At 61.0% G+C, this 24194-nt stretch carries 23 protein-coding genes; 17 read left to right on the forward strand and 6 right to left on the reverse strand.

Going from position 1 to position 24194, the window contains the following annotated elements; translation table 11 throughout:
• Nucleotides 1–78: 78 nt before the first annotated feature.
• Entirely contained in the window at nt 79–2214 is a 2136-nt protein-coding gene (locus tag MHZ97_RS05640) for an intracellular growth attenuator family protein (RefSeq protein WP_239314895.1), read from the reverse strand.
• A 392-nt stretch (nt 2215–2606) separates the two neighbouring features.
• Here MHZ97_RS05640 and nudE point away from each other — a divergent pair, with 392 nt between their 5' ends.
• A complete protein-coding gene (gene nudE, locus MHZ97_RS05645) occupies nt 2607–3173 on the forward strand; it encodes an ADP compounds hydrolase NudE (protein WP_103796401.1) in 567 nt (188 codons plus the stop codon).
• A gap of 232 nt (nt 3174–3405) precedes the next feature.
• On the opposite strand, the gene mrcA is transcribed toward nudE, so the two are convergent.
• Entirely contained in the window at nt 3406–5955 is a 2550-nt protein-coding gene (mrcA, locus tag MHZ97_RS05650) for a peptidoglycan glycosyltransferase/peptidoglycan DD-transpeptidase MrcA (protein WP_224481597.1), read from the reverse strand.
• A gap of 117 nt (nt 5956–6072) precedes the next feature.
• Between mrcA and pilM the strand changes: the two genes are divergently transcribed.
• The 12 genes from pilM to trpS all read left to right on the forward strand — a co-directional run bounded on the left by pilM (nt 6073) and on the right by trpS (nt 15987).
• Nucleotides 6073–6888, forward strand: coding sequence for a pilus assembly protein PilM (gene pilM, locus MHZ97_RS05655; RefSeq protein WP_239314894.1), 816 nt, complete (start codon nt 6073–6075; stop codon nt 6886–6888).
• Entirely contained in the window at nt 6888–7430 is a 543-nt protein-coding gene (locus MHZ97_RS05660) for a PilN domain-containing protein (RefSeq protein ID WP_239314893.1), read from the forward strand. Before pilM ends, MHZ97_RS05660 begins: the two co-directional genes overlap by 1 nt.
• The gene (locus tag MHZ97_RS05665; RefSeq protein ID WP_239314892.1) at nt 7423–7917 is read left to right on the forward strand and encodes a hypothetical protein; all 495 of its coding nucleotides are present in this window, start codon (nt 7423–7425) and stop codon (nt 7915–7917) included. Before MHZ97_RS05660 ends, MHZ97_RS05665 begins: the two co-directional genes overlap by 8 nt.
• Nucleotides 7907–8290, forward strand: a complete 384-nt coding sequence (locus MHZ97_RS05670) for a HofP DNA utilization family protein (protein ID WP_239314891.1) — start codon at nt 7907–7909, stop codon at nt 8288–8290. The genes MHZ97_RS05665 and MHZ97_RS05670 overlap by 11 nt, the downstream gene beginning before the upstream one ends.
• The gene (hofQ, locus tag MHZ97_RS05675) at nt 8229–9512 is read left to right on the forward strand and encodes a DNA uptake porin HofQ (protein ID WP_239314890.1); all 1284 of its coding nucleotides are present in this window, start codon (nt 8229–8231) and stop codon (nt 9510–9512) included. Before MHZ97_RS05670 ends, hofQ begins: the two co-directional genes overlap by 62 nt.
• Nucleotides 9513–9873: 361 nt before the next feature.
• The gene (aroK, locus tag MHZ97_RS05680; protein ID WP_033753090.1) at nt 9874–10395 is read left to right on the forward strand and encodes a shikimate kinase AroK; all 522 of its coding nucleotides are present in this window, start codon (nt 9874–9876) and stop codon (nt 10393–10395) included.
• A 38-nt stretch (nt 10396–10433) separates the two neighbouring features.
• On the forward strand, nt 10434–11522 hold the full coding sequence (aroB, locus tag MHZ97_RS05685) for a 3-dehydroquinate synthase (RefSeq protein WP_103796355.1): 1089 nt from the start codon (nt 10434–10436) through the stop codon (nt 11520–11522).
• A 72-nt stretch (nt 11523–11594) separates the two neighbouring features.
• A complete protein-coding gene (locus MHZ97_RS05690) occupies nt 11595–12647 on the forward strand; it encodes an SPOR domain-containing protein (RefSeq protein ID WP_239314889.1) in 1053 nt (350 codons plus the stop codon).
• A gap of 94 nt (nt 12648–12741) precedes the next feature.
• A complete protein-coding gene (gene dam / locus MHZ97_RS05695; protein ID WP_103796402.1) occupies nt 12742–13554 on the forward strand; it encodes an adenine-specific DNA-methyltransferase in 813 nt (270 codons plus the stop codon).
• Nucleotides 13555–13621: 67 nt separating this feature from the next.
• Nucleotides 13622–14305, forward strand: a complete 684-nt coding sequence (gene rpe, locus MHZ97_RS05700) for a ribulose-phosphate 3-epimerase (RefSeq protein WP_103796357.1) — start codon at nt 13622–13624, stop codon at nt 14303–14305.
• A complete protein-coding gene (locus tag MHZ97_RS05705) occupies nt 14289–14969 on the forward strand; it encodes a phosphoglycolate phosphatase (protein WP_103796358.1) in 681 nt (226 codons plus the stop codon). Before rpe ends, MHZ97_RS05705 begins: the two co-directional genes overlap by 17 nt.
• Nucleotides 14970–14982: 13 nt before the next feature.
• Nucleotides 14983–15987, forward strand: a complete 1005-nt coding sequence (gene trpS, locus MHZ97_RS05710; protein WP_103796359.1) for a tryptophan--tRNA ligase — start codon at nt 14983–14985, stop codon at nt 15985–15987.
• 124 nt (nt 15988–16111) lie between these two features.
• Here trpS and cysG read toward each other — a convergent pair whose 3' ends face one another.
• The 4 genes from cysG to tsgA all read right to left on the reverse strand — a co-directional run bounded on the left by cysG (nt 16112) and on the right by tsgA (nt 21816).
• Entirely contained in the window at nt 16112–17476 is a 1365-nt protein-coding gene (gene cysG, locus MHZ97_RS05715; RefSeq protein WP_239314888.1) for a siroheme synthase CysG, read from the reverse strand.
• Between the two features lie 85 nt (nt 17477–17561).
• Entirely contained in the window at nt 17562–17888 is a 327-nt protein-coding gene (gene nirD, locus MHZ97_RS05720) for a nitrite reductase small subunit NirD (RefSeq protein ID WP_103796361.1), read from the reverse strand.
• Nucleotides 17885–20425 carry a nitrite reductase large subunit NirB gene (gene nirB / locus MHZ97_RS05725; RefSeq protein ID WP_103796362.1) on the reverse strand — a complete coding sequence of 847 codons (2541 nt, stop codon included), beginning with the start codon at nt 20423–20425 and terminating at the stop codon, nt 17885–17887. Before nirB ends, nirD begins: the two co-directional genes overlap by 4 nt.
• Nucleotides 20426–20637: 212 nt before the next feature.
• A complete protein-coding gene (gene tsgA / locus MHZ97_RS05730; RefSeq protein ID WP_103796363.1) occupies nt 20638–21816 on the reverse strand; it encodes an MFS transporter TsgA in 1179 nt (392 codons plus the stop codon).
• 262 nt (nt 21817–22078) lie between these two features.
• Here tsgA and ppiA point away from each other — a divergent pair, with 262 nt between their 5' ends.
• From ppiA to MHZ97_RS05750, 4 genes are all read left to right on the forward strand, one after another.
• A complete protein-coding gene (gene ppiA / locus MHZ97_RS05735) occupies nt 22079–22651 on the forward strand; it encodes a peptidylprolyl isomerase A (RefSeq protein WP_103796364.1) in 573 nt (190 codons plus the stop codon).
• Nucleotides 22652–22763: 112 nt separating this feature from the next.
• Nucleotides 22764–22946: a YhfG family protein gene (locus MHZ97_RS05740; protein WP_033753059.1), complete on the forward strand. Its 183-nt coding sequence runs from the start codon at nt 22764–22766 to the stop codon at nt 22944–22946.
• Nucleotides 22933–23529, forward strand: coding sequence for a putative adenosine monophosphate-protein transferase Fic (locus tag MHZ97_RS05745; RefSeq protein WP_239314887.1), 597 nt, complete (start codon nt 22933–22935; stop codon nt 23527–23529). Before MHZ97_RS05740 ends, MHZ97_RS05745 begins: the two co-directional genes overlap by 14 nt.
• A gap of 41 nt (nt 23530–23570) precedes the next feature.
• Nucleotides 23571–24146: an aminodeoxychorismate synthase component II gene (locus MHZ97_RS05750; RefSeq protein ID WP_239314886.1), complete on the forward strand. Its 576-nt coding sequence runs from the start codon at nt 23571–23573 to the stop codon at nt 24144–24146.
• Nucleotides 24147–24194 lie beyond the last annotated feature (48 nt).

The following is a 24194-nucleotide window of genomic DNA, read 5'->3' on the forward strand; positions in this document are numbered from 1 at the left end:
GTTCTCCGATAAAAAGCGGGCGACAGGGTAGCACAGAAAGGGGCGGGAGAGAGCAGGGCGCCGAGTGGCGCCGCTGCGTCAGAACATCGAGCGTACGCTCTGCATGGTGCTGAGATTATGGTTAAAGCACTTGTCGTAGTACTGCTGAATATTTGCCATGCGCTGGCGGTTGCGGTGGATGCGGCGCAGCGCCAGCAGCGCGTTGACCAGCGCGCAGGCCAGCAGAACCACCAGCAGCAGGGTGGTGCCGAGATAGCGCCACATCGCCATCGCGTCCGGTTCGTTGTGCAGCGCGATATGGTGCGTGCCGTTGGCGTCAACCGACAGGCTGGTGATAATGCCGCTGGCGCTGAACGGCGTATGCAGCAGCATGCCGGAGAGGCGCTGCAGTTCGCGCCACTGCGACGGCGCATCGAGATCGAACAGCGACACCGTAGGCTGCGGCTGATTCACCAGCTGGCGTCCCTCATCGCTGACGATGAGGAATCCGCCCGGCGGCGGGCTGTTGAGGTTTTCTGCGGCGCGGCGCGTCTCGCGAAAGAAAAAGCTGGAGGTAGCGGTATTAACCAGGTTTTCCAGCGCTTCGGCGCTGACCGGACGCAGCAGCACATTCATGCCGTTCAGCTGCCCGGAGTCGGCGCGGCGCACCAGCGTATCCCAGTCTTTGGCGTTGCCGAGATTCACCAGCGCATTCTTCAGCCGCACGCAGTCCTGCTGCTGGCTGCAGAGATCCTGGGTTTTCAGCACCAGGTCAGCAAAGTCGTCCAGCAGGATCATGCCCGATTTCTCAATCGCCGAGGCGAGCTGCGGGTTGAGCTTGGGATCGGTATTGGTTTCCGGATGCAGCTGGCGCGTGGTCGCCTCCAGCAGCGCCGAGGCCTTATCGATAATATCTGACTGCGGCTCGGGCAGCGGCGAGGCGTTGTTCCAGTAGACGGCCGAGCAGTCGAACGGCATATAGGCGTAGCTGCGGTTGCTCTGGTAGTTATCGGGGACGGAGCACATGCCGGTGCCGTTAACTTTTAAAATATCGCCAACGTGCAGCGACTGCGCCGCCAGCTTATTCACGTCGTTCACTTCCAGGCTCTCGGTGCCCTTGATCCAGGCCATGCTGAGCTTGATTGGCATACTGAGCGGGATCCAGCTAATCAGCAGCGCCATCACCAGCAGCGAGCCGCAGGCCAGCACCACGTTTTTGCGCCAGCGCTGGATAGGGAAGTTGCGCACTTCGTCCTGCAGCGACAAAAAGCGCCCCTGACGCACCACCTGACGATTCAGGTAGATCTCAATATCGGTCGTCTGGCCGAGATCGTGAGCCACATAGGGTAGCCAGTGCGGAGGGTAGGCGAGATCGATAATGCCCAGCGTAATATTGCTCTGTTCCTGATTCGACTCGCCGAACAGGCCCCAGCGCTTGGGCGCGCCGCGCAGACAGTGAATGTCGCGCATGCGCTTTTGTGCCGGAATATGGAACAGCGACCAGACGCTGGCGCCGATCATGGCGCAGCCCAGCAGCGCCAGCCAGCCCATCAGCGAGGCGGGCACCAGCAGGCTGATAAAAAAGAGCAGAAAGGCGAAGGTGATGGTCACCGCCTCGCGCGTCCCGTCCGGCCGCGTCAGCTGATACTCTTCCAGCGTCTCTTTACGCACCTGCACCAGCTCGACGTTTTCGCTCTCTTCTTTACGTATCGAGGCGTTGGTTGAGCCAGGACGCACCAGCGCCGGCAGCGACGGCTGATCGGTGCCGTAGTTAACCAGCGAGTGGCCGTTAAGCGAGATCACCAGCGGAATGGTCTGGGTGCGGATCAGCTCAACGTAGTTCTCGTCGGTTATATACTGTTCCCAGTGCGGCGGCAGATGCACTTCTACTTCATCAAGATAGTAGCGCCACCTGTGGGGATCGTCGGTCGACAGGCCATAGCGGGTAATGGCGCGCGTCACGGGATAGACGTTGTTGCTCTGCGCGGTAAGCGTCAGATTGTCGAAGAGGGGATGCTTTTCACCGGGTACGGCGGGACGCGACTGCTTCGCAAGCGAGGCGACGTATTTTTCCACCGCATGACGTTCGTCGTCGGTGAGTTTGCGGCAGGGCGGACTGATAAATGGCAGCGGTTTCGCCAACGGCGGCCGATGCCGCATAGCGTACCAAAAGCCGATACCTGCCAAACCTGAGCAGACCAGCACTATGACCAATACAATAAGGATTGTGCTCATGCGTTGTTCAATGCAGCCAAAATCCTGCCTTCACTTTGGACTAATGCTCCCAGATAGAACTGTTATTTAAGACAATTTTGGCGGGAATAAACTATTCTGACAAGCTAAATGCCAGAGGAAATAACGCGCAAAATCATTAAATTAGAAGTTAATTCAGCATGCCTTGTCCGAATGTTAACCGGCAGAAACTGAATTAAACATCGGTCTTTTCTGAATTTTAACGCGCTATGTTGACTTATTGCAAAAGCGTTAACTGGCGCAGCCGTGTCCGTCAGAGCCTGATGCGGCGCGGCGTAGCGCGCTGAGGCTAAACTCGCTGTCGCACAATCGCCTGTGGTCAGGTAAGCTAATTTTTTTCCCGCACCGCGCGGCGTCGAATGTCTGAGGCTGATATGAAGAACCCGTTAAATAAACCCGACATCCTCAAAGTGGAAACCGTGGCGCGCTCGCGGCTGTTCACCGTTGAGTCAGTCGATCTCGCTTTTAGCAACGGCGCGCGGCGCGTTTATGAGCGCATGAAGCCTTCCGAGCGCGAGGCGGTGATGATTGTTCCGATTATCGACGGCGAGGTGGTGCTAATTCAGGAGTACGCAGTTGGGCTGGAAACCTATGAGCTGGGGTTCCCCAAAGGATTGATCGATCCAGGGGAGAGCGTCTTCGAGGCGGCAAACCGCGAGCTGAAAGAGGAAGTTGGCTTTGGCGCGGAGAAGCTGGAGTTTCTCAGCAAGCTGACCATGGCGCCTTCCTACTTCTCCAGCAAGATGAATATCGTGGTGGCGGAGGGGTTATACCCTGAACGGCTGGAGGGTGACGAGCCAGAGCCGCTTATTGAGCATCGCTGGCCGCTGGACAACCTGCTGGCGCTGCTGCAGGAGCCCGATTTCCGCGAGGCGCGCAACGTCAGCGCGCTCTTCCTGGTACGCGAGTGGCTGGTGCAGCAGGGGCGACTGAGTTACTGACGGGAATGACACAGCCTGAAAGAGGTATGGGTTATCCTCTTACAGGCAGCTGAAAGGCTTGCAAGCGGGTGAGATGGCCCGAAGAGCAAAGCGTCCCGCGACAGGGATGTCGCGGGCCGAGCTGGCAGGGCTGCCGCTTTTTGCGTCTTTGCGATCGGGCCATCTCACCCGCACATTGCATATAAAAAAGGCCGACATCACTGTCGGTCTTTTTTGCTACTGGCTGCCGGGCTTAGAAAAGCTCGTGGCTCTCGCCGTTATCCATAATGGTGGTGCCGACGTCATGCACCGAGTATTCCGTCGGCTGGGTGCCGTTAATGAAATACTCCTGGCGCGTATTGCCGCCGCCGTTGGCCAGCTTGCCGGTGCTGCGATCGATGGTCACCGTGACGATGCCGTCCGGCGGCGTCAGCGGCTGCTCCGGCACGCCCTCCAGCGCGCTCTTCATATAGTCATCCCACGCCGGCTGCGCGCTTTTCGCGCCGCCTTCATAGCCGGAAATCTGGTCCGGGATGGCGCCTGACAGCGTGCTGCGGCCTAAATCGCGGCGCGCGTCGTCAAAGCCGATCCACACCGACGTCACCACGCCAGGGCCGTAGCCAGAGAACCAGGCATCCTTCGAGCTGTTGGTGGTGCCGGTTTTGCCGCCGATATCGTTGCGTTTCAGATCGCGCGATGCGCGCCAGCCGGTGCCCATCCAGCCTGGTTCGCCAAAGATATTGGAGTTAAGCGCACTCTTGATCAGGAACGACAGCGGGGTGTTGATCACATGCGGCGCATATTGCTGACCGTCCGGCTGCGGCTGAGCGGGAACCTGCTCCAGCGCCGGCTGCGGCGCAGGCTGGTTCTGGTTCTGATCGGAGGTGGCGACGTTTTCCACGCTCTCCTCGTTCAGCGCCAGCGCCTTGCGGGTTTCGCCGTAGATTACCGGCAGATTGCACTGCGGACAGGCGATGCGCGGTTTCGCTTCGAAAATAACGCCGCCTTGCTCGTTCTCAATCTTGCTGATGAAGTAAGGGTCGATCAGGAAGCCGCCGTTGGCCATCACCGAGTAGCCACGCGCCACCTGCATTGGCGTAAAGGAGGCCGCGCCGAGCGCCAGCGATTCGGTATGCACGATGTTCTGCGGCGGGAAGCCGAAGCGCTGCAGATATTCCGCCGCGTAATCGACGCCCATCGCGCGCATGGCGCGCACCATCACCACGTTTTTCGACTGGCCTAAACCCTGACGCAGACGAATCGGGCCGTCATAGGTAGGCGGCGAGTTTTTCGGTCGCCAGTCGGCGCCCGCGCCCGCATCCCAGCGCGAAATCGGCACGTCGTTCAGAATAGAGGCCAGCGTCAGGCCGCGATCCATTGCGGCGGTATAGAGGAACGGCTTGATGTTGGAGCCGACCTGACGCAGCGCCTGGGTGGCGCGGTTAAACATGCTCTGATTAAAGTCGAAGCCGCCAACCAGCGCGCGCACCGCACCGGTTTGCGGATCGAGCGACACCAGCGCGGAGTTGACGTCTGGCACCTGCGCCAGCCACCAGCTGTTATCGACTTTACGCACCCAAATCTGCTGACCCGTCTGCACCACCTGGGTGACGCTTTTCGGCGTTGGGCCCTGCACGGTATCCGATTTAAACGCGCGCGCCCAGCGGACGCCAGCGAGGCCCAGCGAGACGCTGGTGCCATCTTTCAGCATCGCGGTCGCTTCGTCGCTGCTGGCCTGCGTCACCACGGCTGGCAGCAGCGGACCGTAAGCCGGCAGCGGCTTCAGCGCTTTCAGGATCTGCTCCTGGCTCCAGGCGGGTTCGCCCACTTTCCACAGCACGCTGGTCGGCCCACGGTAGCCGTGACGCATATCGTAGGCCAGCACATTGTTGCGCACCGCCTCCTGCGCCGCCTGCTGCAGACGACGCGTTACGGTGGTATAGACCTTGTAACCGTCGTTGTAGGCGCCGTCGCCGTAGCGCTTCACCATCTCCTGACGCACCATTTCGCTCAGATAGGGCGACGAGAAGGCGATTTCCGGGCCGTGATAGCTGGCATCCAGCGGCGCGCTGCGCGCTTCATCGTACTGCTGCTGGGTGATGTAATTCTGATCCAGCATGCGCGACAGCACCACATTGCGACGCGCCAGCGCGCGACTGTGGGAGTAGAGCGGGTTGAAGGTAGAGGGCGCCTTCGGCAGGCCGGCGATCATTGCCATTTCGCTCAGCGAAAGCTGATCTACCGGTTTGCCGAAGTAGACCTGCGCGGCGGCGCCGACGCCATAGGCGCGGTAGCCGAGATAGATCTTGTTCAGATAGAGCTCAAGGATCTCATCTTTATTCAGCAGCTGCTCAATGCGGATGGCGAGAAACGCTTCCTTGATTTTGCGCATCAGCGTGCGCTCAGGGCTCAGGAAGAAGTTACGCGCCAGCTGCTGGGTAATGGTGCTGGCGCCCTGCGAGGCATGGCCGGACATCAGCGCGATGCTGGCCGCACGGAAAATGCCCACCGGATCCACGCCGTGATGCTCATAGAAGCGGCTGTCTTCCGTGGCGATAAAGGCTTTGATCAGCTCTGGCGGCATCTGCTGCAGAGTCAGCGGTATACGGCGTTTCTCGCCGTACTGGGCGATCAGTTCGCCGTCCGCGCTGTACACCTGCATGGGCGTCTGCAGGCGCACATCTTTCAGCGTGTTAACGTCGGGCAGCTGCGGCTCTATATATTTGTACAAGCCATAAATCGAGCCAGCTCCCAGCAAGATGCAACACACTGCAAGGATTAATAAATACTTTACGAACTTCACCTGGAGTTTCCCATCTGTTGTCGTTTGAGCAGTTTATAAACAACCGCGCGGTAGTATAAAGGCAAGCCAGACGCTTTGATATGTCCTTTTACCCCTGTAGATAAGGAGATCGCGCGCATGGCTTTACAGACATGGCAAGTCGGACTGGATATTCAGAATACGCAGCTCTGCGCTCTCGCTATACAGCGCCGGCGCGGCGGCTGGCAGCTGTGCCGCTGGTGGCAGCAAGGGCTGCCGCAAGATACGTTAAGAAACGGCGTGCTGCAATCTTCGCCTGAATTACAGGCGGCCCTGCGCCTGCTGCAACAGCAGCTGCCACAGCGCTATTCGCTGCGCGTTGGGCTGCCGGCACAGCTGGTGCTGCAGCGGCCGCTGGCGCTGCCAACCCAGCGTCTGCAGGAGCCTGCGCTGGGACGTTACGTGACGGCGGCGGCGCAGCGCCTCTTTCCGCTCGAGCCGGAAGCGCTGGCGCTCGACTACCGCGCCAGCGACGCGGACCACCAGCTCTACGTGACCGCCGCCCGACAGGAGGCGATCGCCCGCTGGCTGACGCCGCTGCGGCAGAGCGCGCTGCGTCCGGCGGTGTTTGAGCTAACGACCCATGCGCTGGCGCTGACGGCACGCGCCGCAGGGCTGGACGCCGCCGCCGCGCTGCTGGTCTGTCATGACGCGCAGTGGCTCTGGTACAGCCGCGCCAGCGAGAGCGTCGTCGGCAGCGCCAGCCTGGAGAGCGCACCCGAGGCCGTAAGGCAGCGCTGTTTTCCTCAGGCCCGCACGCTGTACGGCTGCGCCCCGTCACCTGCTCAGCTGCCCGACGCCTACTCCGCTTTCTCGCCGTTCAGCCTCTTCGCTTATCGCCAGCCGCCGCTGCCGCAGCAGGAGGGGGCATTCTGCATCGCCGCCGGGCTGGCGCTGCGCCCGGAGGACAGCTGATGATCGCGGTGAATATGCTGCCGTGGCGCCAGGCGCGCCTGCGCCGCCAGCGGCGCACCCTTCTTGGGCTGGCGGCGGCGCTGCTGCTGTTGCTGGCTGTGAGTGCGGCCTCAGCGCTCTGGCGTCTCGACCGCGTCGGACAGCAGCTGCGAAGCGCGCAGAACGAGGCGCACGACGCGCTGACGGCAATCGCTCTGCGGATGAGCCAGCGGCGCGACCTGCAGCAGCAGCTGGCGGTTCAGCAGGCAAGGTGGCAGCGCGCGCGGCGTCATGCCGATGACCTGATGCGCTGGCATCGTTTCTGGCAGATGCTGCCGGCGCTGTTGCCCGAGCGCATCTGGCTGGAACGGGTGGAGAAGATGCCGACGCAGCTGCGCATTGAGGGGCGGGCGCAGGAGATGCGGGCGATAGGCGAACTGCGGCGGCGTCTCGACGAGGTGGCGCTCTTCGCGGCGGTGCGGCAGGGCAACGTCGAGCGTCAGCCAGATGGCGTTTACCGCTTTGCGCTGCGCGCGCGTCTTGCGGAGCCCGCCGATGAATAGCGTGCTGGAGCGCTGGTTCCATCTGCCGCTGCGCCAGCAGACAGTCACGATGGCGGCGTGCTGCGCGGTGCTGGCGCTGGCGGTATGGCTGCTGCTTTTGCGGCCGCAGCGTTTAGCGCAGCAGGCGCTGCGCGCCGATATCGCCCGGCTTGAACAGCAATACCAGCAGCGGCTGGCGCAGCTCCGTACGCTGCCAGACGAGGCGCAGCTGCGTGCGCAGCTCGCCGAAAGCGCGCGTCCACCTGAGGCGTCGTCTCACGCCGCGCCGCTCGACGCCGTTCTGGCGGCGCGCGGCAGCCAGCTGGAGGCCTGGCAGCCCGAATCGGAGCCGCGCGCCCTGACGCTGCTGCTGGGGTGGGAGCAGTTTCTGCCGCTGTTTGCCGAGCTGGCGCGCACCACAACACCCTCTCCCGCGCGCTTCCTGCTGGAGGCGCGGCAGGGAAAGGTGCAGGCGAAACTCTGGCTGGAGAGCGACGATGCGCGCTAAATGGCTGCTTCTCTGGCTGGCGGCATCCCTGCTCCACGCCGCGCCGCGCGATCCGTTTCAGCCGCCGGATAGCCGGTGCCAGCCGCCAGCAGCGCTTACCGGGTGGCGGCTGCAGGGCGTGCTGGGACGTGCGCCGCGCCTGCGCGCCTGGCTGACGTCGCCGCAGGACGCAGTGATTAAGATCGCGGCGGCGGATCCCCTGTCGCTGCCGGGCTGGCGACTGAGCGCCATCGCGCCGCGCAGCCTGACGTTCACCACAGGCAGCGACTGCGCGTTGCACAGCGTCACACTCTCTCTCAAAGGAAGCGCTTATGCTCAGGATGGCTCTCTTACTGCTGGTGTGCCTCTGGCTGATGCCCGCGCAGGCCAGTGATAACGCCAGTGACGGCGAACATGATCCGCGGCTCAGCCTTAATTTCGACGACGCGCCGGTCGAGCGCATTCTGCAGGCGCTGGCGGATTACCAGCGCGTTAATCTGCTTATCGCCCCTGGGGTGGAGGGCAGGCTGTCGCTGCGGCTCGAGGATGTGCCCTGGCGACAGGCGCTGTCGCTGGTGACGCGGCTGGCGGAGCTTACCGTTGTGGAAGAGGAGAAGGTGCTGCTGATCTATCCCGACAGCTGGCGGCAGCGAAAAGAGCAGCAGGCGCAGGCGGTCAGCGCGCAGCAGGCACCGCTGGCGCTGCGCGCCGTCACGCTACGCTACGCCAGCGCGGCGCAGGTCTACCGCAGCTTTCAGGGGGCGCGGCCATCGCTGATGACGCCGCGCGGCAGCGTGACCCTCGACGCGCGCGCCAACGCGCTGCTGCTGCGCGATACATCGGAGGCGCTCAGGGATGCCGAACGCTGGCTGCAGGCGCTTGATGTGCCGCTTGAGCAGGTAGAGCTGGCGGCGCATATCGTTACCATTAGCGAGGAGAGGCTGCGGGAGCTTGGGGTGAACTGGAGCCTGCCGGCCAGTTCGGATGCGATGACCGCTGCGCTGCGCAACCCCCGGCTAACGATTCCGCTGGCGGCAAATGCGCCGGGCATAACCGCAGGCGTAACGCTGGCGCGGGTCGACGGACGGCTGCTCGATCTGGAGCTGAGCGCGCTGGAGCAGGAAAACCAGGTTGAGATTATCGCCAGCCCGCGCCTCTTCACCTCACATCAGCAGAAGGCGACGATCAAGCAGGGCAGCGAGATCCCCTATGAGGTCTCGGCGGGGAACAGCGGCGCGACCACCATCGAATTCAAAGAGGCGGTGCTCGGCATGGAGGTCACACCCAACGTGCTGGGCAACGGACGCATTCAGCTGAAAATCCGCATCAGCCAGAACGTGCCGGGCCGCGTGGTTGAAAACGGCGACGGCAGCATCCTCTCCATTGATAAGCAGGAGATTGAAACCCAGGTCACGCTAAAAGATGGTGAAACCCTGGCGCTGGGCGGTATTTTTCAGCAGCAGCGCAGCCAGGGCGAAAGCCGCGTGCCGGTGCTGGGCCATATTCCGCTGCTGGGATCGCTGTTTCGCCATCAGACGGCGGAAAATAAAAAGCGTGAGCTGGTTATCTTCATTACGCCGCGATTGGTCAGGGAAGCAGCGCTTACCGCCGGATAAACCGGAAAATGCGCTCCCCAGTGCCAACTGCGTTGACGCAGGACAAGAATTAGCTTACAAGGTTTAGCGATTTTTAGAACGCTGTAACCGTCCCGACGGCGCGTATCCGTCAGGGTCAGATATCTCTTCTGAAGGCGGCGCGTAAAAAGCGCAGCGCTAATGCGCATCGTTTCGCATATCGCACACCGGCCCCGCAAGGGGAATGCCGGAGGGCGATTTATTCGGTTGCCAAACGCCCTTGAGTGTTGAGATAATTTTTCGTCTGACTCTTGCTAACGCTCATGAGGTCTCAGTTCCTGTCCCGCCAGCTATTTAGCTGCACGCGGGGTATCATCAACGAATTCTTAGTAATACCGACAAAATGGCAGAGAAACGCAATATCTTTCTGGTTGGGCCGATGGGTGCCGGCAAAAGCACTATTGGTCGTCAGTTAGCTCAGCAACTCAATATGGAATTTTTCGATTCCGATCAGGAAATTGAGCGACGTACCGGAGCGGATGTGGGCTGGGTATTTGACGTCGAGGGCGAAGCTGGATTTCGTGACCGCGAAGAAAAAATCATTAACGAGCTGACCGAAAAGCAGGGCATTGTCCTGGCGACCGGCGGCGGTTCCGTCAAATCTCGGGAAACACGCAATCGTCTCTCCGCCCGTGGTGTCGTGGTCTATCTTGAAACCACCATCGAGAAACAGCTGGCACGCACGCAACGCGATAAAAAGCGTCCGCTGCTGCAGGTTGATTCGCCGCCGCGTGAAGTACTGGAAGCGCTGGCGGGCGAGCGTAACCCGCTCTATGAAGAGATCGCGGATGTCACCATTCGTACTGACGATCAAAGTGCGAAAGTGGTGGCCAACCAGATTATCCACATGTTGGAAAAAAACTGATCTAACGCCGAAAGGCTCAGTAACAGGTATCGAGCATCATGGAGAAGATCACCGTCTCACTGGGAGAGCGTAGCTATCCCATCACCATTGCCGCCGGACTGTTCAAGGATCCGGCTTCTTTTTGGCCGCTAAAGGCGGGCGACAATGCAATGCTGGTTACCAACCAGACGCTGGAGCCGCTCTATCTTGATAAGCTCTCGGCGCTGCTGACGGCCGCAGGCGTCAAAGTGGACCAGGTGATTCTACCCGATGGCGAGCAGTACAAAACGCTGGCCGTGATGGATGAAGTCTTTACCGCGTTACTACAAAAGCCGCACGGCCGCGACACCACGCTTATTGCGCTGGGCGGCGGCGTGATCGGCGATCTTACCGGCTTTGCGGCCGCCAGCTATCAGCGCGGCGTGCGCTTTATTCAGGTGCCCACCACGCTGCTGTCGCAGGTCGATTCGTCGGTCGGCGGCAAAACGGCCGTTAACCATCCGTTAGGCAAAAACATGATCGGCGCCTTCTACCAGCCTGCATCGGTGGTGATCGATACCGACTGTCTGCGCACGCTGCCGCCGCGCGAGCTTGCTTCAGGCCTGGCCGAAGTGATCAAGTACGGCATTATTCTGGACGGCGAGTTCTTTAGCTGGCTGGAGCAAAATCTGGATGCGCTGCTGGCGCTGGATGAACAGGCGACAGCCTGGTGCATTCGCCGCTGCTGCGAGCTTAAGGCGGAGGTGGTGGCGGCCGACGAGCATGAACACGGCCAGCGCGCGCTGCTCAATCTGGGCCACACCTTCGGCCACGCTATCGAAGCGCATATGGGCTACGGCAACTGGCTGCACGGCGAAGCCGTCGCAGCGGGGATGGTTATGGCGGCGCGCACGGCGCAGCGTCTGGGCCAGTTCAGCGAAGCCGACACCCAGCGGATTATCGCGCTGCTGCAGCGCGCAGGTCTGCCTGTGCACGGCCCGGAAAGCATGAAGGCGGAGGATTATCTGCCGCATATGCTGCGCGACAAAAAGGTGCTGGCGGGCGAGCTGCGGCTGGTGCTGCCGCTGGCGTTAGGCCGCTCTGAAGTGCGCGGCGGCGTGGCGCATGATATGGTGCTGGCTGCGATTAACGACTGTCAGAAACCCTGAACATAAGCAGTTAAGTGGTGACGCGGCGCGCGGGGTGCGCATGGCCGAATGCCGCTTTACGGAGGAGGCAAAATGGATGAGTTTAAACCCGAAGACGAGTTAAAACCTGACGCCAGCGACCGCCGTCCCTCGCGCCCGCGTAAGACGTCTTCTACCCCTAAAGTGCCGGTTTCACGCCAGCATATGATGATGGGCATCGGCATCCTGGTGCTGCTGCTGCTGGTGCTCGGCATCGGATCGGCGCTGAAAGGCCCGGATGAGAGCAAGCCGACCGCCGGAAACGGCGCCGGTAGCGCCCCCTCTTCTGCGGGTGGAAACGGCGGCGAGAAAAGCATCGATCTCTCAGGCTCAACCACAATGAGCGGCGGTCAGACCGCGCCTGCGGAAAACGCCGCGACAGGCAGCGCGCCGGCCGACGGCAGTACGCCGCGCGACGTCTCTATGCCGCCCGTCTCCTCTACGCCGACGCAGGCGGTGCCGGTTGAAGCGCCTGCCAGTCAGCAGCGCGTAACCCTGCCAGGGGATCTCAACAGCGCGCTAACTAATCAGCAGCAGCAGGTTGATAGCGCCGCACAGGGCGGCAGCTCGCTGCCGACCGCGCCTGCGACCATTAGCGGCAGCGCCGGCAACAGCAGCAACAGCACCATTAGCGCGCCTGCGGCGACGCGTCCGGCCACGCAGCGTCCCGCCGCACAGACGCATACGTCACGCGAACCTGCGCATAAATCCTCAACCGCCAGCCGACCCGCAGCCAGCGACAGCCGCACCCATACCACGCCGGCGCGTCCAGCGCTTAACGGCGCGACAGGCAGCAGCACAGCAGCCAGCAGCGCGACCGGCAGCGGTGGCGCAGCCAAATCTGTGCCGGGTGGCAATTACACCCTGCAGCTGAGCGGTGCCTCGCGCGCAGAGAGCCTGAACGCCTGGGCGAAGAAGCAGAACCTCAGCGGCTATCATGTCTATAAAACCACCCGCAACGGCCAGCCGTGGTACGTGCTGGTGAGCGGCTCTTACGCCACCTCGGCGGACGCCCGACGCGCCGTCGCCTCGCTGCCTGCGGAAGTTCGCGCGCAGAATCCCTGGGTGAAGCCCGTAAGTCAGGTTAAGAAAGAAGCCAGCCAGTAAACCATGTGGGGCCGGCGAAGCCGGCCCCGTTGTTAAGCGCCGTTCTGCTGTCGGTCCGCCACAGCTCCACAATAAGATGTATAACCACGACAGCATGAAGAAAAATCGCGCTTTCCTGAAATGGGCAGGAGGCAAATATCCCCTGATGGAGGATATCCGTCGTCATCTGCCGCAAGGCGACTGCCTGATTGAGCCTTTTGTCGGCGCGGGTTCGGTGTTTCTCAACACCGACTACGAGCGCTACCATCTGGCGGATATCAACAGCGACCTGATCAATCTCTATAACATCGTTAAGCACCGCAGCGCGGCATTTATCGAGGATGCGCGTCGGCTGTTTTCGCCGGAGGGCAATACGTCGGAGTGCTACTACCTGCGCCGTACCGCCTTTAACGCCAGCCGCGATCCCTATGAGCGCGCGCTGCTGTTTCTCTATCTGAACCGTCACGGCTACAACGGCTTGTGCCGCTATAACCTGCGCGGCGAATTCAACGTGCCCTTCGGCCGCTACCGCAAGCCTTACTTCCCGGAAGCGGAGCTGCTGTGGTTTGCCGAGCGCGCGCAAAAGGCGACCTTTGTCTGCGAATCGTACGATGTTACCCTGACCAGTGCGCAGGCGGGTTCGGTGGTCTATTGCGATCCACCCTACGCGCCGCTGTCGGCGACGGCCAATTTCACGGCCTACCACACCAACAGCTTTAGCCTGCGCGAGCAGCAGCATCTGGCGGAGCTGGCGTCGCGGCTGGCGATAGAGAGCCGCATACCGGTTTTGATCTCGAATCACGATACCGCTCTGACGCGTCTCTGGTATCAGGATGCAGTATTACATGTGGTGAAAGCGCGGCGTTCGATCAGCCGAAGCATAACGGGTCGCACACAGGTCGACGAACTGCTGGCACTTTACTGCTAGTCTGTTTCGTCCGCGACCAGGCATTACGCCAGTCAGCAAGGCTGGCGCACAACATTGGGAGAATCGGATGAAACAATATTTGCTGGCCCCTTCAATCCTTTCGGCGGACTTTGCCCGCCTGGGTGAAGATACCGCAAAAGCGTTAGCCGCCGGCGGCGACGTGGTGCATTTCGACGTGATGGACAATCACTACGTTCCCAATCTGACGATGGGGCCGATGGTGCTGAAAGCGCTGCGCGACTACGGCATTACCGCGCCGATTGACGTGCATCTGATGGTTAAGCCGGTCGATGCGCTGATCCCGGATTTCGCCAAAGCAGGCGCCAGCTATATCACTTTTCATCCCGAAGCGAGCCAGCACGTTGATCGCACGCTGCAGCTGATCAAAGAGCACGGCTGCAAAGCGGGTCTGGTATTCAACCCTGCGACGCCGCTGAGCTATCTCGATTATGTGATGGATAAGCTCGACGTGATCCTGATCATGTCAGTGAATCCGGGCTTCGGCGGCCAGTCCTTTATTCCCGGCACGCTGGATAAGCTGCGCGAAGCGCGCAGGCGCATCGATCAGGGCGGCTATAACATTCGCCTGGAAGTGGATGGCGGCGTAAAAATCGACAACATTGCGCAGATCGCTGCCGCCGGTGCAGATATGTTCGTCGCCGGTTCGGCGATTTTCGGCCATCCCGACTACAAGAAAGTGATTGATGAAATGCGTCACGAACTGGAGAAGGTTAATGGCTCATTTCACTGATATTCGCGCGCTGGCGTTCGACCTCGACGGCACCCTGGTACACAGCGCGCCCGGTCTGGCGCAGGCGATCGACCTGGCGCTGGCTGATTTGCAGCTGCCGCCAGCGGGCGTGGAGCGCGTCTCAACCTGGATCGGCAACGGCGCGGACGTCATGATGTCGCGCGCGCTGAACTGGGCGCTGGGCCGCGAGCCGCAGCCCGATGAACAGCGCGACGCGCGCGCGTTGTTCGACAAACACTACGCCGCGACGGTGGAAGCGGGCAGCACGCTGTTCCCGCAGGTGAAAGAGACGCTGCTGGCGCTGCATGCCAAAGGGCTGCCGCTGGCGATCGTCACCAATAAGCCGACGCCGTTCGTCGCCCCGCTGCTGGAATCGCTCGGCATCGCCGAGGCGTTTACGCTGATTATCGGCGGCGATGACGTCATCGTGAAGAAGCCGCATCCTGCCGCGATTTTTCTGGTGCTGGGCCGTTTCGGCGTGCTGCCGAGCCAGCTGCTGTTTGTCGGCGATTCACGCAACGATATTCAGGCGGCGCAGGCCGCTGGCGTGCCGAACGTCGCCATGACCTATGGCTATAACTACGGCGAGCCGATTGCCGACAGCAAACCTGACTTGACCCTCGACTCTTTTGATGAACTTTTGCCCCTTCTCGGGCTGCACTAATCAGGACACAAGTATGAGCAAACCCATTGTTTTCAGCGGCGCACAGCCGTCCGGCGAACTTACCATTGGCAACTATATGGGTGCGCTGCGTCAGTGGGTGCAGATGCAGGACGATTTCCACTGCATTTACTGCATCGTCGATCTGCACGCGATCACCGTTCGTCAGGATCCGGCGGCGCTGCGCAAGGCGACGCTCGATACGCTGGCGCTCTATCTCGCCTGCGGCATCGATCCCAGCAAGAGCACCATTTTCGTGCAGTCGCACGTGCCGGAACATGCGCAGCTGAGCTGGGTGCTGAACTGTTACGCCTACTTCGGCGAGCTGAGCCGCATGACGCAGTTCAAGGACAAGTCGGCGCGCTACGAAGAGAACATCAACGCGGGGCTGTTTGATTATCCGGTGCTGATGGCGGCGGATATTCTGCTGTACCAGACCAATCAGGTGCCGGTAGGGGAAGATCAGAAGCAGCATCTTGAGCTGAGCCGCGATATCGCGCAGCGCTTCAACGCCCTCTACGGTGATATTTTCCGCGTGCCTGAGCCGTTTATTCCAAAATCGGGCGCGCGCGTGATGTCGCTGCTGGAGCCGACGCGCAAGATGTCGAAATCGGACGATAACCGCAATAACGTCATCGGCCTGCTGGAAGATCCGAAGTCGGTGGTGAAGAAAATTAAACGCGCCGTAACCGACTCCGAAGAGCCGCCGGTAGTGCGTTACGACGTAAAAGAGAAAGCGGGCGTGTCGAACCTGCTCGATATCCTGTCTGGCGTCACCGGCAAAACTATCGCCGAGCTGGAAGCGGAGTTTGAAGGCAAGATGTATGGCCACTTGAAAGGCGCGGTAGCGGACGCGGTATCTGGCATGCTCACCGAGCTGCAGGAGCGCTACCATCGCTATCGCAACGACGAAGCTTTCCTGGAGCAGGTTATGCGCGACGGCGCGCAGAAAGCGCGTGAGCGCGCGCAGGAGACGCTGAAGAAGGTGTATGAAGCGATCGGCTTTGTTGCCGCGCCCTGATTAGATCAAAAAGTCAAAGCGGGAGGCTATCCCGCTTTTTTCATCCTGCAGTAAAGCCACCTCATCCGCGCTGGCGCCCTGTTTCAGCCAGCTCAAAGGTTTTAAATTCGTTTCCGCGTCCTGCCTAAAACCAGCGCAGCCGATCGCGCAGCGCTACCACGCTGCCGATAATAATCAGCGACGGGCTCTCTACCTGCTGCGCCAGCTCGCTGAGCCGATCCAGCGTGCCGGTCACCACGCGCTGCCGCGTGCTGGTGCCGTTCTCAATCAGCGCCACCGGCATATCCGCGCGCATGCCGTGACGCATCAGCTGCTGCTGAATATGCGGCGCCTGCGACAGCCCCATATAGAACACCAGCGTCTGCTGCTCGGCGGCCAGCTTCTCCCACTCCAGCGCGTTCTTCTGCTGCAGATGGCCGGTCACCAGCCGCACGCTCTGGGCATGATCGCGATGCGTCAGCGGAATGCCGCTGTAGGCTGAGCAGCCTGACGCCGCCGTGACACCCGGCACCACGCTAAAGGGAATATGGTGCTGCGCCAGCGCCTCCAGCTCCTCGCCGCCGCGGCCAAAGATAAAGGGATCGCCGCCTTTCAGCCGCACCACGCGTTTGCCGCGCTGCGCTTGCTCCAGCAGCAGCTGGTTAATCTGCTCCTGCGGCACACAGTGGTGTCCGGCGCGCTTGCCGACGAAAATGCGCTCTGCGTCGCGGCGCACCAGATTCAGGATCTCCCCGGAGACCAGTCGGTCATAGACAATGACGTCCGCCTGCTGGATCTGCTGCAGCCCTTTCAGCGTCAGCAGCCCCGCGTCGCCCGGCCCGGCACCCACCAGCGTCACTTCGCCCTGAGCGGGCAGCGCCTCGCTGAACAGCGCGTCGACCAGCTCCCCGGCGCGCGCGCCGTCGCCGTTGGCCAGCGTCTGCGCCAGCCGATCGCTGGTGAAAAAGCGCTCCCAGAAAAAGCGCCGCTGCGCCATCGACGCGAAACGCTGCTTAACGCGCGCGCGCAGGGTGCCCGCCAGCGACGCCAGCTGGCCAAGATGCTGCGGCAGCATCGCCTCGATTTTTTCGCGCAGCAGACGCGCCAGCACCGGCGCGCGTCCGCCGGAAGAGACCGCCACCATCAGCGGCGATCGGTCGATAATCGACGGCATAATCGCGCTGGCCTGCTCTGGCGCATCCACCAGATTACAGAAAATGCGGCGCGCTTCGGCGGCCTGCGCCACCTGCTGATTCACCGTATCGTCATCGGTGGCGGCGACCACCAGCCAGCACGCATCCAGCCAGGCGTCGTTGAACGCGCCTGAGATCAGCGTCAGCTCGCCGCTATCGGCCCACTGCTGAAACGCAGGGGAAAAGTGCAGTGCGCCGACATGCAGATCGGCGCCGGCCGCCAGCAGCAGGCGCGCTTTGCGTTCGGCGACATCGCCGCCGCCCACCAGCAAGCAGCGCTTGCCCTGCAGGCGACAAAAAAGAGGAAAGTAGTCCATAGCGCATCCTGAAAGCGAGAAGAGAGGGCTGGCCGCCGACGCGCGGGCGTCGGCGGCGTAGCATAGCATCAGGGCGAGAAGGGGGTCAGGCGCAAACCTCGACCTTGCCCGCGTTGACCCGCACCGGATAGGCGGCGACTGAGCGCGACGCGTCCTCCATGCAGTAGCCGTCGCTGAGGCGAAAACGCTGCTTCTTCAGCGGGCTGGCGACCCAGAGGCAGTTTTCATGCTCGGCGATAATGCCGCGCGACAGCACGCTCGCCTGGGCAAAGGGATCGATATTGCTGATGGCGAACAGCTCGCTATTATCGTACGGCCGAAAAATGGCGATCTGCTGGTTATTCACCAGCGCGCATACGCCGGTAGCGGGCAGGATCTGCTGCAGATCGCAGACGGGCGTCCACTGGCTCATACTTCGTTCTCCTCAATCAGGGTAACGGCGATGCGCTCCTCCGGCCGCGCCGGACGATGCTGGCTGCGCTCGGCGACCATCTGCACGTTGGGATCGCGCTGCGGCGCGTTGATAAAGTGGGCGAAGCGCGTCTGCACGGTGGGATCCTCCACCGCCTCTTTCCACTCGCAGCGCACGCGGGCGCGGATCTCGCTCAGCTCCGCCTCCAGTCTGGCGTTGATACCCAGCTTGTCGTCAACGATTACGCTGCGCAGGTAGTCGATGCCGCCCTCCAGGCTCTCCAGCCACAGCGAGGTGCGCTGCAGCCGATCGCCGGTGCGGATATAGAACATCATAAAGCGGTCAAGGTAGGCGATGAGCGTATCGCTATCGAGGTCGGCCGCCAGCAGGTCGGCATGGCGCGGCTTCATGCCGCCGTTGCCGCAGACGTAGAGGTTCCAGCCTTTTTCCGTGGCGATAATGCCGACATCCTTGCCCTGCGCCTCGGCGCATTCGCGCGTGCAGCCGGAGACGCCGAACTTCATTTTATGCGGCGTGCGGATGCCTTTATAGCGATTCTCCAGCGCAATGCCGAAGCCGAGGCTGTCGCCGACGCCGTAGCGGCACCATGTGCTGCCGACGCAGGTTTTCGCCATGCGCAGCGCTTTGGCGTAGGCCTGGCCGGTTTCAAAGCCCGCAGCGATCAGCTGCGACCAGATAGCGGGCAGATCGTCTTTCTGCGCGCCGAACAGGCCGATGCGCTGAGAGCCGGTGATTTTGGTGTAGAGGCTGTAGCGTTCGGCGACCTCGCCAATGACCTTCAGACCCTGCGGGGTGATCTCACCGCCGGGCGAGCGCGGGATCACCGAGTAGGTACCGTCTTTCTGAATATTGCCCAGGAAGAGGTCGTTGCTGTCCTGCAGCGGCGTATGCTGCGGCGCCAGCACAAAGTCGTTCCAGCACGACGCCAGCAGCGACGCTACTGTAGGTTTGCAGACTTCGCAGCCGTAGCCTGTGCCATATTTCGCCAGCAGCGCGTCGAAGGTTTTAATCTCCTCGACGCGGATCAGGTGATAGAGCTCCTGACGCGAGTAGGGGAAGTGGGCGCAGAGATGGTTGTTGACCTCAATGCCCTGACGGCTCAGCTCGGCGTTCAGCACCTGGGTGACCAGCGGAATGCAGCCGCCGCAGCCGGTGCCGGCGCGCGTTTCGCTCTTGAGCGCAGCGACGGTGTGACAGCCGGCCTGAACCGCCTTGATGATATCCCCTTTGCTGACGTCGAAGCAGGAGCAGATCTGCGCGCTGTCCGGCAGCGACTCGACGCCCATTACCGGTTTTTCACCGCTGCCGGCGGGCAGGATCAGACCCTCTGGGTTTTCCGGCAGCGGGATAGCGTTGAGCGCCAGCTGCAGCAGATTGCCGTAGTCGCTGGTATCGCCCACCAGCACCGCGCCGAGCAGGGTTTTGCCATCGGCGCTGACGACCAGGCGTTTGTAGATGGAGCGGCTTTCATCCAGCCAGACGTAGCTGCGCGCGCCCGGCGTACGGCCGCGCGCGTCGCCAATGCCGCCGACGTCCACGCCCAGCAGCTTGAGTTTGGCGCTCATATCGGCGCCCTGGAAGAGGCTGTCGCGGCCGGTTAAGGCGTCACTTGCGACCTGCGCCATTTTATAGCCCGGCGCCACCAGGCCGAACACGCGATCCTGCCAGGCGGCGCACTCGCCGATGGCGTAGATCGCCGGATCGCTGGTGCGGCAGCGGTCGTCTACGGCGATACCGCCGCGCTGGCCGAGCGCCAGGCCGCACTGCTTCGCCAGCTTGTCCTGCGGACGAATGCCGGTGGAGAAGACGATAAAGTCCACGTCCAGCGTGCTGCCATCGGCGAACTCCAGCGTTTTGCCGCCCGCGGCGTGATGCACGATCTGGCGGGTATTTTTGCTGGTGTGCACCTGCACGCCCATCTCTTCGATTTTTCGCCGCAGCAGCTCGCCGCCCTGAACGTCGAGCTGCTCCGCCATCAGCACCGGCGCGAACTCAATCACGTGGGTTTCAACGCCCAGGTTTTTTAGCGCGCCGGCGGCTTCGAGGCCGAGCAGGCCGCCGCCGATTACCGCGCCGCGTTTGCTGCGGCGCGCGCAGGCCTCAATGGCGTTAAGATCTTCGATGGTGCGATAGACGAAGCAGTCTGCGCCTTCCGCGCCGGCTATCGGCGGGACCCAGGGATAGGAGCCGGTGGCGAAAATCAGCGTGTCGTAACTTACCGCGCGGCCGGTATTGGAGTGGATCAGCTTCTCGTCGCGATTGATGGTGATGGCGCGCTCGCCCAGCAGCAGGTTGACCTGATGTTTTTCGTAATAGCCTTCGCGGACCAGAGAGAGCTCTTCGGCGGTATGGTGAGAAAAGTAAGCGGAAAGGTGAACGCGGTCATAGGCGACGCGGGGCTCTTCACAGAAGACGGTTAACGCAAACCGATCGGGTTCGGCTTTGTCGATCAGTTCCTCAATAAAGCGATGCCCAACCATGCCGTTACCGATAACGACGACATTGTGCTTGCTCATGCTTGCCTCAAGATTGCGGGAATTGAGGCTACAATAGCGCGCCGTTTTTAGCTGATATTGATATACATCAAGCGCCTTCCTGTATACCTATTTTGAGTTATATTGCTGTTTCTGAAGCACTTTTTGTAAGTTGTTCGATTTACTGAAAAAAAGCGCTGGATCACATTTTCGCAGGCGGAAAAGAACAGGGCGGCCTGAGCCGCCCTGTTGCATTAGTGCATAACGTGGCCATGCTGGCGATGTCGGGTGACAAAGCCCAGCAGCACGCACATCACGAACACCACGGCGTAGAGACCGTTCGCCGTCAGCAGTGCAGCGTGAACGCCGCTCTGCTTCACGATCGGGCTGGTCACCACGAAGGTCAGCATGGTGCCGACGGTACCGCAGGTGAGAATAAAGTTCACCAGCTTGGGCGAGGCGACTTTGGTCTGCAGCGAGCCGAGCGTAATAATGGTGGTGTAGATGGCGCTGGAGCTAAAGCCCAGAATCATAATCACCCAGCGCAGCATGCTGGCGTCCGTGGCGCTGACGAACCAGTACATCAGCAGCGTCGCCAGACCCGCCAGCACCATCAGGATGCGTTGCAGATCGAAGAAGCGCAGCAGGAAGCTGAAGACCCACATGCCGATCATATAGGCGGTCCAGAAGTTGCCGACCAGCTGGCCTGCGCTGGCGATATCCATGCCCATGGTCTTGGTCGCATACTCCGGCACCCAGGAGATAAAGCCGAGCTGGCCGAGGATATAGCAGAGCGCGGCCACCGAGAGAAACAGCACGCCAACGCCCCATTTCTCTTTCTCCGCCGTCGGGCTGTTTTCCGGCTTGCGCAGCACCGGGAACTCGACGCACAGCGTCAGGATGAAAATGGCAACGTAGATAATCCCGATGCAGACATAGACCCAGTACCACGGCAGCGCGCGCGCCAGCAGGATACCGGCCAGCACCGGAAAGAGCGTGCCGGCCATGCTGAAGAAGGAGTCGGTAAACAGCAGGCGCGAGCCGCGCTGGCGGCCTTCATACAGATGGGTGATCAGGAAGGTGCCGATCGACATGGTGATGCCGCTGACCACGCCCAGCACGAACATGCAGAGCGAGAAGACAGAGAGATCGCGGCTGGTCATCAGGCCCAGCACCGCCAGCACCATCAGAATAAAGCCGAAAATCAGCTGGCGCTTCAGCGGCACGATGACCATCAGCCAGGCGTTCAGAAATACCGAAACCAGAATACCGGCGTTCAGGAAGGTAAAGGTATTTCCCATGCTTTCAATCGGCAGCTGGAAATCCTTCGCGATGTCGCCCATGACCATGCCGGTGACGATCACCAGCGCGCCGGTCAGCGCGTACGAGAAAAAGCTTATCCAGGTAAGCCCGATACGATTACGATTTGTCATGTTGTGAACCTGTGGAAACCAGAGAGGGCGGCGTAAAACTGTCAGAAAGTGTAAACGGAACTGTGATCTTAATAAATAAAGACTGAAAATCCGATTTCATATTTCATTCATAATGTGATTTGCATCACGAAAACGTTTGCGCGAGCCATTCTTGCGGCCTGAGCAACCCGTGCGTAAATAACGGTAAAACGCTGGCTCTTGTATTTTATGCTCTTTACAATCAGTCTCGTTAAAAGCTGCTCTCCAAGGTAAGGACTCATTCATGCTTAAACGTACTCTTACAGCGGCGATCGCCCTGTTTGCGCTCTCCTCCGTTTCCGCTTCGGCACTGGCCGCCAAAGGCGATACGCACGTCCTGTTAACCACGTCTGCCGGTAATATTGAACTCGAACTGAATAACCAAAAAGCGCCGGTATCGGTGAAGAACTTCGTCGACTACGTTAACAGCGGTTTTTACAACAACACGATTTTCCATCGCGTGATCCCGGGCTTTATGGTGCAGGGCGGCGGTTTCACCACCGATATGCAGCAGAAGCAGACCAATGCGCCGATTAAGAATGAAGCGGACAACGGTCTGCGTAACCTGCGCGGCACCATCTCTATGGCGCGCACCGCCGATAAAGACAGCGCCACCAGCCAGTTCTTTCTTAATGTCGCCGATAACGCCTTCCTCGACCACGGCCAGCGCGACTTCGGCTACGCGGTATTTGGTAAAATTGTGAAAGGCATGGACGTAGCCGAGAAAATTTCTCAGGTGCCGACCAAAGATGTCGGCCCCTATCAAAATGTGCCGGTAAAACCGGTAGTTATCCTTTCTGCCAAAGTCCTGCCCTGACCTGTAGCGCCGCCATCCTCTGGCGGCCTCGCCTTGTCCGTCTCCGGCAAAGGAAAAATTTGCTCCTATACTCAGCTTTCGAGAGTGTGGACAACCCTGAGCAGGAGGCGGCATGGCAAACAAACTCACCGAGAAACAGAAAAATACGCTCTGGCAGCAGCGACGCGTCGCCAGCTATCAGGCGAGCTGTCGGCTGGACGGCTTAACCCTGGCGGAGCCCGCCAGCGCTTATGAACAGGCTGACGCGGCCGAAGCGCGGCTCGATTCGCTGAGGAGGCAGTATGGCGCCGAATAGCAGCGTTGCCCGCGATCCCTATCTGTGGCAGAACGACGACGCGCTGAAAAACCGTCTGGATATCCACGACGCCGCCCAGCTGCGCAAGGCGGAGCTGGCGTTCAGCGCCGCGCGCCTTGCCACGCTGGAGCTGGGCCCGGCCACCATTGGTCTGCCTTTCCTGCGCCATATTCACCGCACGCTGTTCCAGGATGTCTACGCCTGGGCGGGCGAGCTGCGCACCATCGATATCTGGCGCGACGACACGCCGTTTTGCCACTTCGAGTACATCGAAAAAGAGGGCAATACGCTGATGGACGCGCTGGAAGAGGAAGAGGGGCTGCGCAACCTGGAGCAGACGGATTTCGTGGCGCGCATCGCGCACTACTACTGCGAAATTGCGATGCTGCATCCGTTCCGTGAAGGTAACGGGCGCGCCCAGCGCATCTTCTTCGAGCAGCTGGCGCTGCACGCCGGCTATTTCCTGGCGTGGCAGAACGTCGAGCCGGCGCAGTGGCACGAGGCTAACCAGGCGGGGGCGGATGGCGATCTGGCGCCGCTGGAGGCGGTATTCGCCAGCATCGTGAGTCGCGCCAGCCTGTAAAAGGCGTAGAATAGCGGCGGTTTTCTCAGTCAGGACGGACTATGCTGCTGCTAATCGACAACTATGACTCCTTTACCTGGAATCTTTATCAGTACTTCTGCGAGCTTGGCGCGCAGGTACGCGTAGTTCGCAACGACGCCATCACGCTGGAAGAGATGGCGGCGCTGCCGCTGTCGCATCTGGTGATTTCGCCGGGGCCCTGCACCCCTGACGAGTCAGGCATTTCGATGGCGGCGATTCGCCACTTCGCCGGGCGCATTCCCGTGCTCGGCGTCTGCCTGGGTCACCAGGCGATCGCCCAGGCCTACGGCGCGAAGATAGTGCGCGCCCGCCAGGCGATGCACGGCAAAACCTCCGCTATCGCCCACAATCAGCGCGGCGTGTTCCGCAACCTCAACCATCCGCTGACCGTTACGCGCTACCACTCTCTGATCGTGGCGTGGGACTCATTGCCTGACGAGTTCGAAGTGACCGCCTGGAGCCTGAAAGAGGGCGAGCCGGATGAGATTATGGGTTTTCGCCACCGCGAGATGGCGCTGGAGGGCGTGCAGTTTCATCCGGAAAGCATTCTGAGCGAGCAGGGGCACCAGCTGCTGCGTAATTTTCTTGAATCCTGAAGTTATGTTTGCCTTTGACTGATTTATTATGCATATTTTATGACTATT

The organism is Pantoea sp. ACRSC, from assembly GCF_022346785.1.
GTDB classification, from domain to species: domain Bacteria; phylum Pseudomonadota; class Gammaproteobacteria; order Enterobacterales; family Enterobacteriaceae; genus Pantoea; species Pantoea alvi.

Coding starts and splice junctions, on each gene's coding strand:
- MHZ97_RS05640 (WP_239314895.1), bottom strand. CDS start 2,214: ATGAGCACAATCCTTATTGTATTGGTCATAGTGCTGGTCTGCTCAGGT.
- nudE (WP_103796401.1), top strand. CDS start 2,607: ATGAAGAACCCGTTAAATAAACCCGACATCCTCAAAGTGGAAACCGTG.
- pilM (WP_239314894.1), top strand. CDS start 6,073: ATGGCTTTACAGACATGGCAAGTCGGACTGGATATTCAGAATACGCAG.
- MHZ97_RS05660 (WP_239314893.1), top strand. CDS start 6,888: ATGATCGCGGTGAATATGCTGCCGTGGCGCCAGGCGCGCCTGCGCCGC.
- MHZ97_RS05665 (WP_239314892.1), top strand. CDS start 7,423: ATGAATAGCGTGCTGGAGCGCTGGTTCCATCTGCCGCTGCGCCAGCAG.
- MHZ97_RS05670 (WP_239314891.1), top strand. CDS start 7,907: ATGCGCGCTAAATGGCTGCTTCTCTGGCTGGCGGCATCCCTGCTCCAC.
- hofQ (WP_239314890.1), top strand. CDS start 8,229: ATGCTCAGGATGGCTCTCTTACTGCTGGTGTGCCTCTGGCTGATGCCC.
- aroK (WP_033753090.1), top strand. CDS start 9,874: ATGGCAGAGAAACGCAATATCTTTCTGGTTGGGCCGATGGGTGCCGGC.
- aroB (WP_103796355.1), top strand. CDS start 10,434: ATGGAGAAGATCACCGTCTCACTGGGAGAGCGTAGCTATCCCATCACC.
- MHZ97_RS05690 (WP_239314889.1), top strand. CDS start 11,595: ATGGATGAGTTTAAACCCGAAGACGAGTTAAAACCTGACGCCAGCGAC.
- dam (WP_103796402.1), top strand. CDS start 12,742: ATGAAGAAAAATCGCGCTTTCCTGAAATGGGCAGGAGGCAAATATCCC.
- rpe (WP_103796357.1), top strand. CDS start 13,622: ATGAAACAATATTTGCTGGCCCCTTCAATCCTTTCGGCGGACTTTGCC.
- MHZ97_RS05705 (WP_103796358.1), top strand. CDS start 14,289: ATGGCTCATTTCACTGATATTCGCGCGCTGGCGTTCGACCTCGACGGC.
- trpS (WP_103796359.1), top strand. CDS start 14,983: ATGAGCAAACCCATTGTTTTCAGCGGCGCACAGCCGTCCGGCGAACTT.
- cysG (WP_239314888.1), bottom strand. CDS start 17,476: ATGGACTACTTTCCTCTTTTTTGTCGCCTGCAGGGCAAGCGCTGCTTG.
- nirD (WP_103796361.1), bottom strand. CDS start 17,888: ATGAGCCAGTGGACGCCCGTCTGCGATCTGCAGCAGATCCTGCCCGCT.
- nirB (WP_103796362.1), bottom strand. CDS start 20,425: ATGAGCAAGCACAATGTCGTCGTTATCGGTAACGGCATGGTTGGGCAT.
- tsgA (WP_103796363.1), bottom strand. CDS start 21,816: ATGACAAATCGTAATCGTATCGGGCTTACCTGGATAAGCTTTTTCTCG.
- ppiA (WP_103796364.1), top strand. CDS start 22,079: ATGCTTAAACGTACTCTTACAGCGGCGATCGCCCTGTTTGCGCTCTCC.
- MHZ97_RS05740 (WP_033753059.1), top strand. CDS start 22,764: ATGGCAAACAAACTCACCGAGAAACAGAAAAATACGCTCTGGCAGCAG.
- MHZ97_RS05745 (WP_239314887.1), top strand. CDS start 22,933: ATGGCGCCGAATAGCAGCGTTGCCCGCGATCCCTATCTGTGGCAGAAC.
- MHZ97_RS05750 (WP_239314886.1), top strand. CDS start 23,571: ATGCTGCTGCTAATCGACAACTATGACTCCTTTACCTGGAATCTTTAT.